Source organism: Pseudomonas parafulva, from assembly GCF_000800255.1.
Taxonomy (GTDB): Bacteria; Pseudomonadota; Gammaproteobacteria; order Pseudomonadales; family Pseudomonadaceae; genus Aquipseudomonas; species Aquipseudomonas boreofloridensis.
Genome location: NZ_CP009747.1, coordinates 3,000,556 through 3,016,525, shown reverse-complemented (window position 1 = coordinate 3,016,525; position 15,970 = coordinate 3,000,556). Strand labels below are relative to the sequence as shown.

13 protein-coding genes and 1 tRNA gene are annotated in these 15,970 nt (G+C 64.6%); 3 read left to right on the top strand and 11 right to left on the bottom strand.

Translation table 11 applies throughout. The features are described from left to right. Positions 1-110: 110 nt before the first annotated feature. Entirely contained in the window at positions 111-1,175 is a 1,065-nt protein-coding gene (locus NJ69_RS12980) for a glycerophosphodiester phosphodiesterase family protein (RefSeq protein WP_039579628.1), read from the top strand. A 35-nt stretch (positions 1,176-1,210) separates the two neighbouring features. On the opposite strand, the gene NJ69_RS12975 is transcribed toward NJ69_RS12980, so the two are convergent. The 5 genes from NJ69_RS12975 to plsB all read right to left on the bottom strand — a co-directional run bounded on the left by NJ69_RS12975 (position 1,211) and on the right by plsB (position 7,672). After that, on the bottom strand, positions 1,211-2,902 hold the full coding sequence (locus NJ69_RS12975) for a SulP family inorganic anion transporter (RefSeq protein ID WP_039579626.1): 1,692 nt from the start codon (positions 2,900-2,902) through the stop codon (positions 1,211-1,213). Positions 2,903-3,112: 210 nt separating this feature from the next. Continuing rightward, positions 3,113-3,186 (bottom strand) — tRNA-Gly (locus NJ69_RS12970). Positions 3,187-3,296: 110 nt separating this feature from the next. After that, positions 3,297-4,178 carry an alpha/beta fold hydrolase gene (locus NJ69_RS12965; protein WP_039579623.1) on the bottom strand — a complete coding sequence of 294 codons (882 nt, stop codon included), beginning with the start codon at positions 4,176-4,178 and terminating at the stop codon, positions 3,297-3,299. 238 nt (positions 4,179-4,416) lie between these two features. Beyond that, positions 4,417-5,103: a DUF4197 domain-containing protein gene (locus tag NJ69_RS12960; protein WP_029614929.1), complete on the bottom strand. Its 687-nt coding sequence runs from the start codon at positions 5,101-5,103 to the stop codon at positions 4,417-4,419. Between the two features lie 91 nt (positions 5,104-5,194). Then, a complete protein-coding gene (plsB, locus tag NJ69_RS12955; protein WP_039579622.1) occupies positions 5,195-7,672 on the bottom strand; it encodes a glycerol-3-phosphate 1-O-acyltransferase PlsB in 2,478 nt (825 codons plus the stop codon). Positions 7,673-7,903: 231 nt separating this feature from the next. Between plsB and NJ69_RS12950 the strand changes: the two genes are divergently transcribed. Continuing rightward, on the top strand, positions 7,904-8,113 hold the full coding sequence (locus tag NJ69_RS12950) for a cold-shock protein (protein ID WP_029614930.1): 210 nt from the start codon (positions 7,904-7,906) through the stop codon (positions 8,111-8,113). A gap of 118 nt (positions 8,114-8,231) precedes the next feature. On the opposite strand, the gene NJ69_RS12945 is transcribed toward NJ69_RS12950, so the two are convergent. The 4 genes from NJ69_RS12945 to NJ69_RS12930 form a co-directional block, all read right to left on the bottom strand. After that, positions 8,232-8,606 carry a hypothetical protein gene (locus NJ69_RS12945; RefSeq protein WP_029614931.1) on the bottom strand — a complete coding sequence of 125 codons (375 nt, stop codon included), beginning with the start codon at positions 8,604-8,606 and terminating at the stop codon, positions 8,232-8,234. Positions 8,607-8,625: 19 nt separating this feature from the next. Next, the gene (locus NJ69_RS12940; RefSeq protein ID WP_039579619.1) at positions 8,626-9,438 is read right to left on the bottom strand and encodes a putative RNA methyltransferase; all 813 of its coding nucleotides are present in this window, start codon (positions 9,436-9,438) and stop codon (positions 8,626-8,628) included. Then, on the bottom strand, positions 9,438-10,589 hold the full coding sequence (gene dapE / locus NJ69_RS12935) for a succinyl-diaminopimelate desuccinylase (RefSeq protein ID WP_039579616.1): 1,152 nt from the start codon (positions 10,587-10,589) through the stop codon (positions 9,438-9,440). Before dapE ends, NJ69_RS12940 begins: the two co-directional genes overlap by 1 nt. 103 nt (positions 10,590-10,692) lie before the next feature. Next, positions 10,693-13,284, bottom strand: a complete 2,592-nt coding sequence (locus NJ69_RS12930; RefSeq protein WP_039579615.1) for a glycosyltransferase — start codon at positions 13,282-13,284, stop codon at positions 10,693-10,695. 235 nt (positions 13,285-13,519) lie between these two features. On the opposite strand from NJ69_RS12930, the gene tcdA reads away from it, so the two are divergent. Continuing rightward, the gene (gene tcdA, locus NJ69_RS12925; RefSeq protein WP_029614932.1) at positions 13,520-14,329 is read left to right on the top strand and encodes a tRNA cyclic N6-threonylcarbamoyladenosine(37) synthase TcdA; all 810 of its coding nucleotides are present in this window, start codon (positions 13,520-13,522) and stop codon (positions 14,327-14,329) included. A gap of 24 nt (positions 14,330-14,353) precedes the next feature. Here the strand turns inward: tcdA and NJ69_RS12920 are convergent, their stop codons facing one another. Further along, a complete protein-coding gene (locus NJ69_RS12920) occupies positions 14,354-14,764 on the bottom strand; it encodes a SufE family protein (RefSeq protein WP_039579612.1) in 411 nt (136 codons plus the stop codon). Further along, the gene (locus tag NJ69_RS12915; RefSeq protein ID WP_039579610.1) at positions 14,761-15,966 is read right to left on the bottom strand and encodes a cysteine desulfurase; all 1,206 of its coding nucleotides are present in this window, start codon (positions 15,964-15,966) and stop codon (positions 14,761-14,763) included. Before NJ69_RS12915 ends, NJ69_RS12920 begins: the two co-directional genes overlap by 4 nt. Positions 15,967-15,970 lie beyond the last annotated feature (4 nt).

The window sequence follows — 15,970 nt, the reverse complement described above, 5'->3', positions numbered from 1 at the left end:
GGGCAGCGGTGAGCGGGGACTTTAGCATGTCATCGAAGCTGTGAGAGGCTTGCCCTGCCAAGGAATCCGCTGCGCCGCGCGTGCGGGGCGCGGCCCGAGAGGATCTGAACATGCGTATACGCGTAGCGCCCCTGCTGGGCTTGCTGTTGTCGACGATGGATGTCCGAGCCGATGACGGTGCGGCCCTGGCCAAGGCCCAGTCCATCCCCTATCCAGCGGTGATCGCTCACCGTGGCGCGTCCTTCGACGCGCCTGAATCCACCGCTGCGGCCTATCTGCTGGCGCGCGAGCTGGGCGCCGATTACCTGGAACTGGACCTGCAACGCAGCCGCGACAATGTGCTGGTGGTGGTGCATGACGATGTGCTGGCGCGCACCAGCGACGTCGCCTCGCGCTTCCCTGGGCGTGCCGGGCGTCCGGTCAGCGACTTCACCCTGGCCGAGTTGAAAGCGCTGGACGCTGGCAGTTGGTTCAACCAGGCCTACCCGCAGCGCGCCAGGGCGAGCTTCGCCGGGCAGCAGATCCTGACCCTCGATGAAGTGATCGACATCGCCGAGGGCAATCCCGAGCGTCAACCGGGGCTGTACATCGAAACCAAGGTGCCCAAGCAGTTTCCCGGCATCGAACGACAGCTCAAGGCACGGCTCCAGGCCCGTGGCTGGCTCGACAGACCGGGGCGGGTGATCTTGCAGACCTTCGACCGCGACAGCCTGGCCCTGCTGCACCAGGAGATGCCGCAGGTGCCGAAGATTCTGCTGCTGTGGGTAGGCAAGGGCAGCATCGAACCCAAGTCGGGCCAGGACTTCGCCGACTCGGGCGAGCAGGACAAGGCACGTTTCTATGCGCGTCAGGCGCCCAAAGACCGCGAGGAGTTGCTGCGCTGGCTGGATGCCGCCAAGGCCGGCGGCGCCATCGGCACCGGTCCCTCCGCGCAGCGTAGCCGCCTGGGCGAGCAGAGTTACACCGACCTGATCCAGCCGTGGATGAACCAGGCCAGCCACGCGCGTGGCCTGCTGGTGCATGCCTACACCCTGGACGACCGCGAAGACTTCGCCAAGGCGATGGACGCCGGGGTGGATGGCATTTTCACCAACCGGGCCGGGGCGTTGCTGCGCTTTTACCAGCGACCGGCGGTGGCGGATGAAGGGCAGGTGTTGCAGGAATTAGGGTTTTGATTGCCTGAATGAATCGCGGGTGCGGGCGATCGTGATCAGCGGTCGCGTCGCTCACGATTGCGCCAAACCCGATACGCCCGAATCCCGGCGCGCACCGAGCCGAACAGCAAGCGGTCCTCCATCTCGCGGGCCATGCCCGAGCGCACCAGCATGCGCAGGAAGGTGCCGCGGGCGCGGGCGATGGCGAAGTGCACGCCTTTCGCCTTGAGGGTGTCGCGTACCTCACGCAAGGCAGCAATGCCACTGACGTCGATGCTGGTCACCGCTTCGGCGTCGAACAGTACCGCCTGTGGATCGGGCTCGCGTTGCACGGCTTCGAGCAGGCGCATCTTGAAGTAGTCGGCATTGAAGAACAGCACGGCATCGTCGAAGCGGTACACCACCAGGCCGGGCACAGTGCGGGCCTGCGGGTGCTGGCGCACATCGACCTGACCTTCGATGCCGGGCATCCAGCCCAGCACGGCGTCGGTGGGCTGGTAGATGGTGTAGAGCAGCCGCAGGATGGCCAGGGTCACGGCGAAGACGATGCCCGGCAGTACGCCGAGGCCGAGCACGCCGAGCGTGGTCAGCAGGCACAACCAGAACTCGAAGCGACTCAGGCGTCGGATCTTGCCCAGGGACTTCACGTCGATCAGTCCCCAGCCCGCCATCAGCAGCACCGCGCCGAGTGCCGCCTGAGGAATCCAGGCCATGGGCGCGGTGAACAGCAGCAGGATCAACGCGATGACCAAGGCGGCGATGATGCCCACCAGTTGGCTCTTGCCGCCGACCATGTCGTTGACCGCGGTGCGCGAGTCGGCGCCACTGATGGCAAAGCCCTGGGAGAGCCCCGCCGCCAGGTTGCTTACCCCCAGCGCGACGAATTCGTGATTGGCATTGATCGCATAGCCGTGCCGGGCCGCGAAGCTGCGCGCCGTGAGCATGGCGCTGCAGAAGCTGACCGTCGCGATCCCCAGCGCGTCGCGCAGCAGGCTCTTGGTCTCGGCCAAGGTACTTTGCGGCCAGGCCAGTTCGGGCATGCCGGCCGGCACCGGGCCGAGGATGGCCACGCCGAAGCGGTCCAGCCCGAACAGCCCCGCCAGCAGGGTGAACACGGCGACGGTGACCAGCGCTGCGGGCAGTTTCGGATAGCGGCACGGCAGCCAGATCAGCAGCGCCAGTGCGCCCAGGCCGACGACCAAGGTCAGCCAGTGGATCTCGCCCAGGCGCTCGACGAAATTGATCAGGCTGAGAATGAAGCCGTCACCCTCGATGCTGAAGCCCACCACTTTGGACAGTTGCCCGGCGATCAGGCTGAGGCCGATGCCATTGAGGTAGCCGATCAGGATCGGCCGCGAGAAGAAACTGGCAATGAAGCCGGCGCGGGCCACGCCGGCAGCGATCAGCATCACCCCGACCAGCAGCGTGACGATCACCGACAACTCGGCGATCCGCTGCGGATCGCCCATCGCCAAGGGCGCCACGGCGCCAGCAATCATCGCACAGGTGGCCGCATCGGGGCCGACCATCAACTGCCGTGAGCTGCCGATCAAGGCGTAGACCATCATCGGCAGTACACAGGCATACAAACCGTACTGCGGCGGCAAACCGACGATCTGGGCATAGGCGATGGCGATCGGAATCTGGATCGCCGCCACCGACAGGCCGGCTTGCAGATCAGCGCGGAACCATTCGCGGCGGTAGTGCAGGAGATTGGCCAGGCCCGGCAGCCAGCGGGAAAGAAACATGGGCAGTCCTTTGATGATTTCTGGGTGCGCAGTAGCGATATGCACCTGATGCCGCTTCGCTTGCAAGTCTCATGCAGCGTGTCGTGGGGCTGCATTCAAGCCGATTGCGGCGAGCAAAGCGATGGGACAGGTCAACGAAGGGCGTAGAAATGAAAAAAGAGCCGAGGGCTCTTTGGGGGGGCTGCAATCAGATGCGCAGGGCGAAGAATGTGGAGCGGGTAGAGGGAATCGAACCCTCAACTAAAGCTTGGGAAGCTTTCGTTTTGCCACTAAACTATACCCGCTTCGCAGCCCGACTTTTTACCAGAATCCTGGTGTCCTGGAAAGTCCAAGCAGCAAAAAAGCCTTGCAGCAGCGCTTGTCTACGACTGGCAGGCCCCACCCCACGCTGTACTCACCCCGCCAACGCCTGCTGACCCGCCTCATAGCCATAGCGCTGCCGAGGTGTACGGGCCGGTTGCAGAAAACCCAGCATTGCGCTGCGGGTGTCTTCGCAGGCTGCCTTGTGCTCCATGTCCAGGAAGTGCCCGGCGTCGCGAATCACGCTGAACGCGCTTCTGTCCACATGCCGGGCGAACTGCCTGGCGTCCTCGACCGTGGTGTATTCGTCACGCTCGCCGTTGATGAACAACACCGGAATATCGATGTTGCGCGCCCCGGTCAATGCCCGCTGCAGGTCATGATCCAACACTTGGTGGATGTGGAAGTGCATCTGCGCGTACTCGTGGCTGTCCAGGCTGCTGACGTGGCGATAGTTGAAACGCTTGAACAGCGAGGGCAGGTGCTTGCCGATGGTGTCGTTGACCAGATTGCCCACTCTAGGGCGGTCACAGGCCGACAGGTATTGGCTGCCCCGCTCCAGGTAGTCGCGCATGGGGCCGTTGATCACCGGCGAGAACGAACTGATGATCGCCTTGTTCACCCGTTGCGGCTGGTGCGCCAGAGCCAGCAGGGTGCAAGCGCCGCCCCAGGAAAAGGACATGACGTGGTCGGCGCGGAAGTGCTCGACCAACTCCAGCAGGATATGCGCTTCTGTCTCCTTGCTCAGCAGCCGCTGATGGCGGTTGTGCGGCTTGGACCTGCCGGCGTAGGGCTGGTCGTACAGCACTACATTGAAGTGCGGATACAGGTTGCGCACGGTCTGGGCGAAGGAGGCGGTGGTGGCCAGCGAGCCATTGACCAGAACGATGGTCCGCTCTGCGGTCTGCGCGCGATAGAACTCCGTGTACACCCGGTACTGACCTTGGATATCAAGTACAGCGATTTCTGGCCTCATGTAATCGACTCCTGGCGCAAAAAGGGCACTCGCGTCATGTAGCGGCGGTCGGCTCGAACGCGCGAACACGCTGCACAGAGCCCTAGGATGCAGGTCGCATGTGACAGGTAGGCATTCGCCTGGAAAGGAAGTGGGCGTGCGCGGTCGATCGTGTGCGATCAGCCTCAGCGCCAGTCGGCCGAGCGGTGACTGGCGGTGTTTCGCGGGCAGGGCGCCAGCAAAGGGGATGCGGGGAGGCTCAGAGCGCGCCGAAGACCTTCTTGGCCAGGCTGGTGGCCGCTTGCGCAGGGTTCTGGCGGATGCTCTGCTCCTGCTTGCCGATCATCTCGAACAGACCGTCCAAGGCTTTTTCGGTCACGTAGTTCTCGATGTTGGCGTCGTCCTTGATCAGGCCCAGGCCTTTGGCCTGGCCGGCGAAGCTGTTGTACTGCTGGGCCAGGCCGACCTTGTCGGTGGCCTGCTTGACGATCGGCAGGAACTTGGCGCGGATCTGCTCGCGGCTGCTCTTGTCCAGATACTTTGTCGCCGCTTCGTCGCCGCCGCTGAGGATGCCCTTGGCATCGGTCACGCTCATCTTCTTCACCGCGTCCACCAGAATTGCCTGGGCCTGCGGCACAGCGGCTTCGGCCGCCTTGTTCATGCTGGTTTCCAGAGCCTGGACCTGGTCGCCCTTGCCGAACATTTTCATGGCCTGGGCCGCCTTGCCGAGCTTGCCGGGCAACTCGATGCGCACATCGGGATTGTCACTGAAACCGCCGGGCGTGCTCAGTTGCTTGACGGCGATCTGCGCGCCTTGGGTCAGGGCGTCCTTGAGGCCGCCGGCCGCATCTTGCTGGGACAGGTTGCCCAGCGACAGGGCGAGGGCGCTGGCCGACAGCAGCAGACCGGCGCACAGGGTGGTCAAGCGCAGGGAGGAACGAATCATGAAGGCGTCCTTGAGGGCAGAAAGTGAATCGAACTCGGTGCAGCGGATCGGCTCCGATCCGCGCACCGATGGGCATCAGACCTGCACCCTATCACGCGACGGGGGTATCGTCCCGATGCAGCGCCACCTGGCGGATCGACAGGCGCAGCTCCGCCGACAGCACGCGCTTGGCCACTCCTTCGGACAGTTCGCCGAGCTTGTCGTGGTAGCCCAGCTTGCCGCTGTCGTCCGGTTGCAATACGCCTTCGCTGACCAGGGTCTGGATGAAGTGACGGAACAGCGTCTTGTCGAAGAACTCCGGTGCATTGAGGCCATGCAGGATCGACAAGCGCTGGGCCATCATCACGCACAGCGCTTCCAGTTCCTCGGCGTCCAGGCTGTGTTGGCCGCTGTTGAGCAGCAGCGAGGTGGCCATGTAGAAGCGTTGCAGGGTCTGGGTGATGGCGCGGGCCAGCAGGGTAAGCATCACGAACTGCCGCGAGCTCGGCGCCGGACGCAGGTACACCCCGTTCTCTTCGCGCAGCAGCCCCTGCTCCACCAGCGCAGCCAGCCATTGATCGATGGCTTCGTCGAGCGCTTCGGGTGTCCAGCGCAGGAACAGTTCGGCCTGCAGGTACGGATACAGCGCGTGCACGTACTGCCCGAGCAACTCACGGCTCATCCGTGCACTGCTGGTGAAGAAGCTCGCCAACAGCGCCGGCAGGGCGAAGATGTGCAGGATGTTGTTGCGGTAGTAGGTCATCAGCACCGCGTTGGCTTCGTCCAGGTACAGGATGCGGCCCAGCGCATCTTTCTGTTCGGACAGCAGCTCCATGCCTCTGACGTGCTCGATCAGCGCGCGACCGTCGCCCTCCGGCAGGGTGACGTGCGCGGAGTAGGGCACTTGACGCAGCAACGCCAGGTACAGGTCGAGCACGCGGATCAGCGCCCGCTCGTCCAGGGCCAGGCGGCTGGTCGACAGCAGCGCCAAGGCCACCAGGTTGACCGGATTGATCGCCGCCGCGCCGTTCAGGTGCTGGGCCACCTTCGCGCCCAGGTGCGTGGTGGTGTCGTTGAGCCAGGTCGGGCGGAACTGCGGCGCCAGGTCCTGTTCGCGCCACCCCGGTTGTTGTTGGTCGAGGAAGCCATTCAGGTGAATGGGTTCGCCAAAATTGACGTAGACCTCGCCGAAGCGCTGCCGGAGCGCGCCGATGACCTTGAAGATGTCGAAGATCGACTCCTTCTTCTTGCTTGCCCCGCGCAACTCACCCAGGTAGGTGCGGCCTTCGAGCACGCGCTCGTAGCCGATGTACACCGGTACGAAGACGATCGGCGTGCGCGAGGAACGCAGGAAGCTGCGCAGGGTGATCGCCAGCATGCCGGGGCGCGGCTGCAGCATGCGCCCGGTGCGTGAGCGTCCGCCCTCGACGAAGTACTCCACCGGGAAGCCCTTGGTGAACAGGGTGTGCAGGTACTCGTTGAAGACGGCGGTGTACAGCGGATTGCCCTTGAAGGTGCGGCGCATGAAGAAGGCGCCGCCACGGCGCAGCAGGCTGCCGATCACCGGCATGTTGAGGTTGATGCCCGCGGCGATGTGCGGGGGCGTCAGGCCGTTGCGGAACAGCAGGTAGGACAACAGCAGGTAGTCGATATGGCTGCGGTGACAGGGGACATAGATCACCTCATGGCCGGGAGCAAGTTCCTGCACCTGCTCGATGTGGTTGACCTTGATGCCGTCGTAGATCTTGTTCCAGAACCAGCTCAGCACCACTTCAAGGAAGCGAATCGCGGTGTAGGTATAGTCCGAGGCGATTTCGTTGCCATAGTGCAGGGCCTTGGCTTCGGCCTTGGCGTAGGGGATCTTCTCGCGCTCGGCCTCGTCGCTGATGGCTTGGCGAACCAGCGGGTCGTGGACCAGGCCCTTGACCAGATTGCGCCGGTGGGAAATATCCGGGCCGATGACCGCCGTGCGCAGATTGCGAAAATGCACCCGCATCACGCGCTGGGCCATGCGCACCGTGCGTTCATGGCCTTTGTTGTGCTGCACCAGTTCGCGCAGGTGGATGGGTGCGGAGAACTGCACGCGGGTCTTGCGTCCGAGGATGAGCACGGTCAGCAGCCGGCGCAACCGCCCGGTAACCGCCCAACTGTCGGCGAACAGCAGTTTCCACGGGCTGTTCTCGCTGGCGGGCGTCTGCCCCCAGAACACGCTGACCGGGATGATCTGGGCATCTTCCTCGGCGTGTTCGCTGAGGGTGGTCACCAGCCGTTGCAAGGTCGGCGGTGCGCCGCGCTTGTCCTGGCGACCGAGCCAGTCCGGGTCGGGGGTCAAGTAGAAGAACGCCGCAGGCTCGTGCAGCGGGCCGACGGCCACGGGCAGTACCGGGCGGGGCAGCCCCGCCTTGGTGCACTCGCGGTCGATCACCGCCAGGTCGGTGAGCGAGGGAGAAGGCAGGGCGTAGAACACCGGTCGGCTGCGGTCGAGGTTGAGCGTCAGCGAGGACTGGTTGATGGTCTCGGAACGCACCCACAGGTACAGGACGCGACGCAGGGCACCGAAAATCAGGCGGCGCAGGGGAGAACGGGTCATGGGGTGATTGCCCTGGGAAAATGTTTCAGGAGATATACCAGCAAGTTAGGCTGCCGTATCGGCATAAGTTCAGCAAAAATCGGCCATTTGAAGCCATGTCATAAAAATTTTTGATATCCGACAGATACTCGGTCCGCACCTTGCAGGAAATTTCCGCAAGCTGCGTAGCCAGAGGAAGAAAATCCTCTGTCTGCACGGCGATCTTGAAAATAAAAATCCGGAGTGTTGCAGATGTCGTCTCGTGAGACTGGGAACGTGAAGTGGTTCAACGATGCCAAGGGCTTTGGCTTCATTCAGCGCGAGGGTGGAGCCGATGTCTTCGTCCACTACCGCGCCATCCGCGGTGAGGGTCACCGCACCCTGGTCGAGGGACAGCAGGTGGAATACTCCTTGGTGCAGGGCCAGAAAGGCCTGCAGGCCGAGGACGTCGTCGGCCTCTAAGCCAGCTACGAGTGGCGAGCGACAAGCTGCAAGCTATGCCAATACCGACTTAAGTTCACCGGTCTTGCCGCTTGAAGCTTGAAGCTCGCCGCTGCTTTCCTGAAGCTCGCCGCTGCTTTCACGTGCGCCAGGTGATTTCTTCTTCGCCGTCAGTGCTGATGCGGATCCAGCGGTCGGCGTCTTCTTCGCCGTCTTCTTCGGCCCAACTGCCCGGCGCGCAGCGCACTTCCACGTTGAGCGCGGCGAAGGCGGCGCGGGCGCAGGCGATGTCATCGACCCATGGGGTCTGGTCGCTTTCCAGGTAGAGGCTGTTCCATTTCCCTACAGCCTTGGGTAACCAAGTGACCGGGATGTTACCGGCCATGCACTTGAAGGTCTGGCCTTTCTGCTTCCACTCGCTGCACGGGCCCAGGGCCTCGGTCAGCCAGGCGGCAATCTGCTTGTGATCGACGTCTGCGTCCTTGAGGTAGATTTCGATATCGGGTTGGCGCATTTCAGGGCTCCTGGTGTGCTCAGTCTTGGCGCACAAAATAGTCATAACGCATGGATACCGTGACCTCGAGTGGCGCGGGCTGCTCGATCACGCGAGTGCGCTTTTCGGCGCTGGCGCGCCAGCCGTGCGGGGTCATGGCCAGCAGGTCGGCACGGGCCTGGGCTTCGGGCAAGGTCAGGGTGAATTCCAGGACCTCGCCGTGGGCGTGCTGCATGCCTGCTGGCACCAGAGCCAGGTGCTTGTCGTCGGCGTAAGGGCGCACTTCATCGTAGAGCAGGCGACGCAGTTCCATCAGGTGGCCGTTGGTCGGCCCCACGCGCATCAGTCCGCCGCCCGGCGCCAGCAGGCGTTTCGCTTCCCGCCAGTCCAAGGGGCTGAAGACGCTGGCGATGAAGTCGCAGCTGGCATCGGCCATGGGCACGCGGGCCATGCTGGCGACCATCCAGGTGAGCTGCGGGGCGCGCCGGCACGCACGCTTGACCGCCTCCCGGGAAATGTCCAGGGCGTAGCCGTCGGCGGCAGGGAGCGCCTCGGCGATTCGTGCGGTGTAGTAGCCTTCGCCACAGCCGATGTCGAGCCACGCGCCGGGTGTGCGTTCGGCAGCCAGTTGCGCCAGTCGCGCGGCCACCGGCGCGTAGTGGCCGGCGTCGAGGAAATCGCGGCGGGCCTGGACCATGGCCTGGTTGTCGCCCGGGTCACGGCTGTTCTTGTGCTGCACCGGCAGCAGGTTCAGGTAGCCCTGGCGAGCGCGGTCGAAACGGTGGCCGGCCGCACAGGCCACGCCGTTGTCGAGCTGCGCCAGTGGCGCCTGGCAGAGGGGGCAGGCCAGCATCAGGCGAGCAACCGCACCAGGGTCTGGTAGTAGATTTCCGTCAACAGGTCCAGGTCACTGGCCAGGATGCGCTCGTCCACTTGGTGGATGGTGGCGTTGACCGGCCCCAGCTCGACCACCTGGGTGCCCAGGGTGGCGATGAAACGGCCATCGGAGGTGCCGCCGCTGGTCGAAGGCTGGGTGTCACGGCCGGTGACGGCCTTGATGCTCGACGACACCGCATCGAGCAACTCGCCCGGCTCGGTGAGAAACGGCAGGCCCGAGAGTGCCCAGTCGATCGACCAGTCCAACTGGTGCTTGTCGAGGATCGCCGCCACGCGCTGCTGCAGGCCTTCTACGGTCGACTCGGTGGAGAAGCGGAAGTTGAACAGCGCGGTCAGTTCGCCCGGCACGACATTGGTAGCGCCGGTGCCGGCATTGAGGTTGGAGATCTGGAAGCTGGTCGGCGGGAAAAAGGCATTGCCCTGGTCCCAATGCTCGGCCGCCAGCTCGGCCAGCGCGGGCGCCGCCAGGTGGATCGGGTTGCGCGCCAGGTGTGGATAGGCAACGTGGCCCTGTTTGCCGCGCACGGTGAGGTGGGCACCGAGCGAGCCGCGCCGGCCGTTCTTCACCACATCGCCGAGCAGGGACGTGCTCGAGGGTTCGCCGACGATGCACCAGTCCAAACGCTGCTGGCGTGCCTTGAGGCGCTCGACCACAGCCTTGGTGCCATGATGCGCCGGCCCTTCTTCGTCGCTGGTGATCAGGAACGTGACCTGGCCGCGGTGATCGGGATAGTCGCGCACGAAGCGTTCGCTGGCGACCACCATCGAGGCCAGGCTGCCCTTCATGTCGGCGGCGCCGCGGCCGCAGAGCATGCCATCGGCATCGATCAGCGCGTCGAAGGGCTCATGCTGCCATTGCTGCACGGGACCTGTGGGCACCACGTCGGTGTGACCGGCGAAGCACAGCACCGGACCGTCCTGCTGGCCGTGGCTGGCCCAGAAGTTGTCGACATCTTCGATGCGCATCGGCTCGAGCTGGAAGCCGACCGCGCCCAGGCGATTCATCATCTGGGTCTGACAGTCGGCATCGACCGGCGTCACCGAGGGGCGGCGGATCAGGTCGCAGGCCAGTTGAAGGGTAGGCGAGAGCTCGGCTGGGGCCGTCATGGAGAACTCCGGGGGCAAGGCAAGGCGAAAAATCTGGGGGCGTTATCTTATATCAAACGGGCCGGCGCAGGGGACGCGATGCACCCCTGCGCTGTACAGGGCCTCAAGCCTGCTGCGGCTCGACCGCGGTGTGCGCCGGTTTGGGCAGCGAGGACAGGAAGGCCATTATCAAGGCCGCCAGGTACGGCAGCGACTGCACCAGCAGCATCGCCACCCAGAAGCGCATATCGGAGCTGGGCAGGCCTTGCACCAGGCAGATGCCGGCCGCCGCACTCCACAGCAAGAGCATGATGAACAGCTCTTCGCGGGCTTCGGAGATGGCCACCAGCAGACCATGGCTGTCGGCATTCTTTGGTGTGCGGAAGAACGGCATGCTGCTGGTGAAGAAGCCATAGAGCACCGCCTTGGCGATGGTGTGCGACAGCGCCAGGCCCGCCAGGGCGGCGGCGAAGGCATCGCGCAGGTCCACCCCCACCGCGCGGCGGTAGAGGAAGATGATCTTGCCGACCTTGAAGAAGAACAGCGCCAGCGGCGGGATGGCGAAAATCATCAGCGGCGGATCGACGCGGTGTGGCACGATGATCATCGCCGCCGACCACAGCAGCGCCCCGACGGTGAAGAAGATGTTCATGCCATCGGCCACCCAGGGCAGCCAGCCGGCGAGGAAATGGTAGCGCTGGCCACGGGTCAGTTCGCTGCCCTTGCCGCGCAGCAGGGCGCCGGCATGATGCTTGATGATCTGGATGGCGCCATAGGCCCAGCGGAAGCGCTGTTTCTTGAAATCGATGAAGGTGTCGGGCATCAAGCCCTTGCCGTAGCTGTTGTGGGCATAGGCGGCCGACAAGCCTTTCTCGAACACCCTCAGGCCGAGTTCGGCGTCTTCGCAGATGCACCATTCGGCCCAGCCCAGTTCCTCCAGCACACTACGCCGGGTCATGGTCATGGTGCCGTGCTGGATGATCGCGTCACGGTCGTTGCGAGTGACCATGCCGATGTGGAAGAAGCCCTTGTATTCGCTGTAGCACAGCTTCTTGAAAGCGCTTTCGTGCTGGTCGCGGTAGTCCTGGGGGGACTGCACCACGGCGATCTTCGGATCGGCGAAGTGCGGCACCATGTGCTTGAGCCAGTTGCGATCCACGCAGTAGTCCGAGTCGATCACCGCGATCACCTCGGCATCCTTGGCCGTGTGCGGGATCAGGTAGTTCAGTGCACCGCCCTTGAAGCCGGCCAGCGGCGCGACGTGGAAGAAGCGGAAGCGCTCGCCGAGCTTTTCGCAGTGGGCCTTGAGCGGCTCCCAGACCGCAGGGTCCTTAGTGTTGTTGTCGATCACCAGCACTTCGTAGTCCGGGTAGTCGAGGGCGGCGAGGGCGTCGAGGGTCTGCTTGACCATCTCCGGTGGCTCGTTGTAGCAGGGCACGTGCACCGACACCTTGGGGCGGTAGGCGGTGTCGCCTTGTACTGGCAGGAATTCTCTTCGTCGTTTGTGAGTCCAGACCGCTTCGGCCAGCTCATGGGCCTCGGTGAGCAGCACGATGAACACGCCGATGGCGCCCAGGGCCAGTAACACGCCCACCGTCAGGCTGAACCAGGTGCTGTATTGCTGGCTGTAGTCATAGGCGATCCACACCAGCACCGAGCCGCACAGGAAGGTGATGAAGGTGAGGAACGTGCGACCGCGCTGACGCAACGCCGAGCCGTCGATCAGCAGCACGGCCAGGGCGATCATAGCCAGCACCACCGAGGCCACCGCCAAGGCGCGCCATTGCGGGATGGCCACCACCGGCCCCTCGAAGTTGAATTTCTGCTGGCGCTCGGCGTTGAACACGCCCCAGTAGGCGCCGACCGAGCCTTCGTCGCTGGCTTTCCAGGGCTGGTCGTAGGCTTCGATCACGAAGTAGTTGAAGCCGCGGCGGTTCAGGGTGTTGACCAGGGTTCGCAGGTAGATGGCCTGATCCGCCTGGGTGGCATCGGCGCCGCCACGCATGCGGCCGTTGCTCGGCCAGCCCACTTCCGATAGCAGCAGGGGCTTGCGGGGGAACTGATGACGCAGGTCGCGGGCGCGGTCCAGGACGAACTGCACCGAGTCGCTCATCGGCACGAACTCCCAGTACGGCAGGATGTGCGCGGCGATCAGGTCGACATGCTTGGCCAGCTCAGGGTGCGCCTTCCAGATGTGCCACTGTTCGCTGGTCGTCACGGGCACCTTCACCGCCGCGCGCACGCGGTCCAGGTACTGGATCAGCGCCTCGGGGGTGATCTCTTCGCGGAACAGCGCTTCGTTGCCTACCACCACCCGCACCACGCTGCGCGAGCTGTTGGCCAAGCCGATGGCTTTCTCGATCTCGCGTTCGTTGCGCTCCAGGTCAGTGCTGATCCAGATGCCCAGGGTCACGCGCAGGCCCAGTTCTTCGGCCAGGTGCGGAATCTCGGCCTGGGTTCCCTCGACGGTATAGATACGGATGTTGTCGGTGAACTTGCTCAGTTGCTCCAGGTCCTGGCGCATCTCGTCTTCACTGGGGTATTGGCCCTTCTGCGGGCTCTCCCCGAGGCGGAAGGGTGAATAGGAGAAACCAGAGATCTGTTCCGGCCAGGCCGGCGCCGATACCGGGCGATTGATCAGCGCCCAGAAGCCGGTGAACAGCGCGGCGATGGCCAGGACGATCACCAGGTTGAGACCGAATTTGCGTGATGACATAAGTGCGTGAGCTTCCAGGCAAGGTGCAGGCAAGAGCCAGGGCGAATCCAGGTTCGGGTGTGGGCGGTGCAGAAACAGCCCCGAGTCGGCCACAGCCGACTTACGATTGGACATTAAAGCAGGATTGACAGGCTCTTTCCTAATGCCGGGTTGCCGGGGACGCATCGCGTCGACAAGACCTGGCTGACGGGCGCGCATGGCCTATAATGCGCCCCGGTTTTTTCGGGGTAGCAGCATGAGCACAGAAGATCCACGCTTCGCCGGCGTCGCCCGGCTGTATGGCGACGAAGGGCTGCAGCGCCTGCGCCAGGCCCACGTGGCCGTGGTCGGCATTGGCGGCGTCGGCTCCTGGGCGGCGGAGGCGCTGGCCCGCAGTGGCGTCGGCGAAATCAGCCTGTTCGACCTGGACGACGTCTGCGTCAGCAACACCAACCGTCAGGCCCATGCCCTGGAGGGCCAGGTGGGGCGGCCGAAGGTCGAGGTCATGGCCGAGCGTCTGCGCGCCATCGATCCGGCTTGTACGGTGCATGCGGTGGCAGACTTCGTCACCCGAGAGACCCTGCTCGAACACATCACCGAAGACCTGGACTGCGTGATCGACTGCATCGACAGCGTGCAGGCCAAGGCGGCGCTGATCGCCTGGTGCCGGCGGCGCAAGATTGCCATCGTCACCACCGGTGGTGCAGGCGGGCAGATCGATCCGACGCAGATCCAGATCGGCGACCTCAACAAGACCTTCAACGACCCCCTGGCTTCGCGGGTGCGTTCCACCCTGCGCCGCGACTACAACTTTTCGCGCAATGTCAGCCGCAACTATGGCGTGCCCTGCGTGTTCTCCAGCGAGCAACTGCGTTACCCGAAGGGCGATGGCAGCGTGTGCCTGCAAAAGAGCTTCGTCGGCGACGGCGTGCGCCTGAACTGTGCCGGCGGCTTCGGCGCGGTGATGATGGTGACCGCGACCTTCGCCATGGTGGCGGTCAGCAAGGCCGTGGAAAAGCTGGTGGCCGGTGCTCGACGGCCGTCGGAGCGGACCAAGCCCGACTGACCGTTGCGTTGCGCGTAGTGCGCCTCAGGCGTGGGCGCTCAGTTCGGCCATGCGCTGCAACACGGCATGCAGCCCGTTGCTGCGCGAGGGCGACAGTTGGCGTTCCAGGCCCAGTTGGGTGAACCACGCGCGCAGGTCCACGTCGGCCAGCGCGTGGCTGCCAAGGCCTTGTACGCGCGCCAGCAGCAAGGCCAGCAGGCCGCGCAACAGGCGGGCGTCGCTGCTGGCCTTGAATTGCCAGCGGTCGTCGACGCGCTCGGCCACCAGCCACACCCGGCTTTCGCAGCCATGCACGCGGTTGGCCTCGACCTTGTGCTCATCGTCCAAGGGTTGCAGCCGATCGCCCCACTGCATCAGCAGCCTGGCACGCTGCTCCCAGCCTTGGCAGCGGGTGAACGTTTCGAGTGCCTCATGGGCCTGTTGCGGCAGACTCATCGCAGCAACTCCAGGCCTTGATCGAGGGCGTCGAAGAAGCGCTGCAGGTCGTCGCTGTCGTTGTACAGCGCCAGTGACACCCGAATCGCGCCTTCCAGTCCCATGCTTTTCAACAGCGGCATGGCGCAGTGATGCCCGGCACGCACGGCGATACCTTGTTCGGTGAGCAGGTGGGCGATATCGGCGTTATGCACGCCCTCCACGACGAAACTCGCCAGGGCGACCTGCGGGCTGGCCAGCAGGCGGACACCGTCGCGTTCGGTCAGGCCGCGCAGCAGGTGCCGGTGCAGCAGGCCTTCATGGGCGGCCACTGCGGCGGGGTCGAGAGCGCAAAGGTAATCGAGGGACGCGCCCAGCCCGATCACCCCGGCGATCGGCGGGGTGCCGGCTTCGAAGCCCAGTGGCGCCGGGCGGAAACTGGCCTGGTCGTAGTCGGCCACCTGCACCATCTCACCGCCGAATTGCCAATGGCGTAGTTGGCGCAAGGCCTCGGTGCGGCCGTAGAGCACGCCGACGCCATCGGGGCCATAGAGCTTGTGGCTGGAGAATACGTAGAAATCGCAGCCCAGTTGCTGGACGTCGTGACGGCCGTGGACCACCCCTTGAGCGCCGTCGACCACGCTCAACGCACCTTGGGCGCGGGCATGGGCCAGCAGAGCCGGCAGCGGTTGCCAGGTACCGAGTACGTTGGACAACTGGCTGACCGCGAGCAGGCGGGTGCGCGGGCCGATCAGTTGCAGTGCCTGGTTCAGGTCGATCTGGCCTTGGGCGTCCAGCGGCAGGACCACCAAACGCAGGTTGCGACGCTGCGCCAGTTGCTGCCAGGGCAGCAGATTGGCGTGGTGCTCCAGTGCACTGACGGCGATTTCGTCACCCGGCTGCAGGCCATGCTCCAGACCGTAGGCCAGCAGATTGAGCGCGGAGGTGGCGCCGTGGGTGAAGATGATCTGCCCGGCATCGCCCGTATTGAGCCAGGCAGCGACCTTGGCCCGGCTGGACTCGAATGCCTGGGTCGCCAGGGCGCCCGGCAGGTGTTGGGCACGATGAACGTTGGCGGCGCCCTGGGTGTAGTAATGGCTCATGGCGTCGAGCAGCGCCTGGGGCTTTTGCGTGGTGGCAGCGCTGTCCAGGTAGGTCTGGTGCTGGCGTTGCAGGGCGGCGATGGCGGGAAAATCGGCACGCCAGGGGGAGGGCTGGAACATGAGT

Bases quoted from the DNA above. Each gene is read 5' to 3' on its own strand.
- tcdA (WP_029614932.1), top strand. From the start codon at position 13,520: ATGAGCACAGAAGATCCACGCTTCGCCGGCGTCGCCCGGCTGTATGGC.
- NJ69_RS12920 (WP_039579612.1), bottom strand. From the start codon at position 14,764: ATGAGTCTGCCGCAACAGGCCCATGAGGCACTCGAAACGTTCACCCGC.
- NJ69_RS12965 (WP_039579623.1), bottom strand. From the start codon at position 4,178: ATGAGGCCAGAAATCGCTGTACTTGATATCCAAGGTCAGTACCGGGTG.
- NJ69_RS12950 (WP_029614930.1), top strand. From the start codon at position 7,904: ATGTCGTCTCGTGAGACTGGGAACGTGAAGTGGTTCAACGATGCCAAG.
- NJ69_RS12945 (WP_029614931.1), bottom strand. From the start codon at position 8,606: ATGCGCCAACCCGATATCGAAATCTACCTCAAGGACGCAGACGTCGAT.
- NJ69_RS12940 (WP_039579619.1), bottom strand. From the start codon at position 9,438: ATGCTGGCCTGCCCCCTCTGCCAGGCGCCACTGGCGCAGCTCGACAAC.
- NJ69_RS12980 (WP_039579628.1), top strand. From the start codon at position 111: ATGCGTATACGCGTAGCGCCCCTGCTGGGCTTGCTGTTGTCGACGATG.
- NJ69_RS12975 (WP_039579626.1), bottom strand. From the start codon at position 2,902: ATGTTTCTTTCCCGCTGGCTGCCGGGCCTGGCCAATCTCCTGCACTAC.
- NJ69_RS12915 (WP_039579610.1), bottom strand. From the start codon at position 15,966: ATGTTCCAGCCCTCCCCCTGGCGTGCCGATTTTCCCGCCATCGCCGCC.
- dapE (WP_039579616.1), bottom strand. From the start codon at position 10,589: ATGACGGCCCCAGCCGAGCTCTCGCCTACCCTTCAACTGGCCTGCGAC.
- NJ69_RS12960 (WP_029614929.1), bottom strand. From the start codon at position 5,103: ATGATTCGTTCCTCCCTGCGCTTGACCACCCTGTGCGCCGGTCTGCTG.
- plsB (WP_039579622.1), bottom strand. From the start codon at position 7,672: ATGACCCGTTCTCCCCTGCGCCGCCTGATTTTCGGTGCCCTGCGTCGC.
- NJ69_RS12930 (WP_039579615.1), bottom strand. From the start codon at position 13,284: ATGTCATCACGCAAATTCGGTCTCAACCTGGTGATCGTCCTGGCCATC.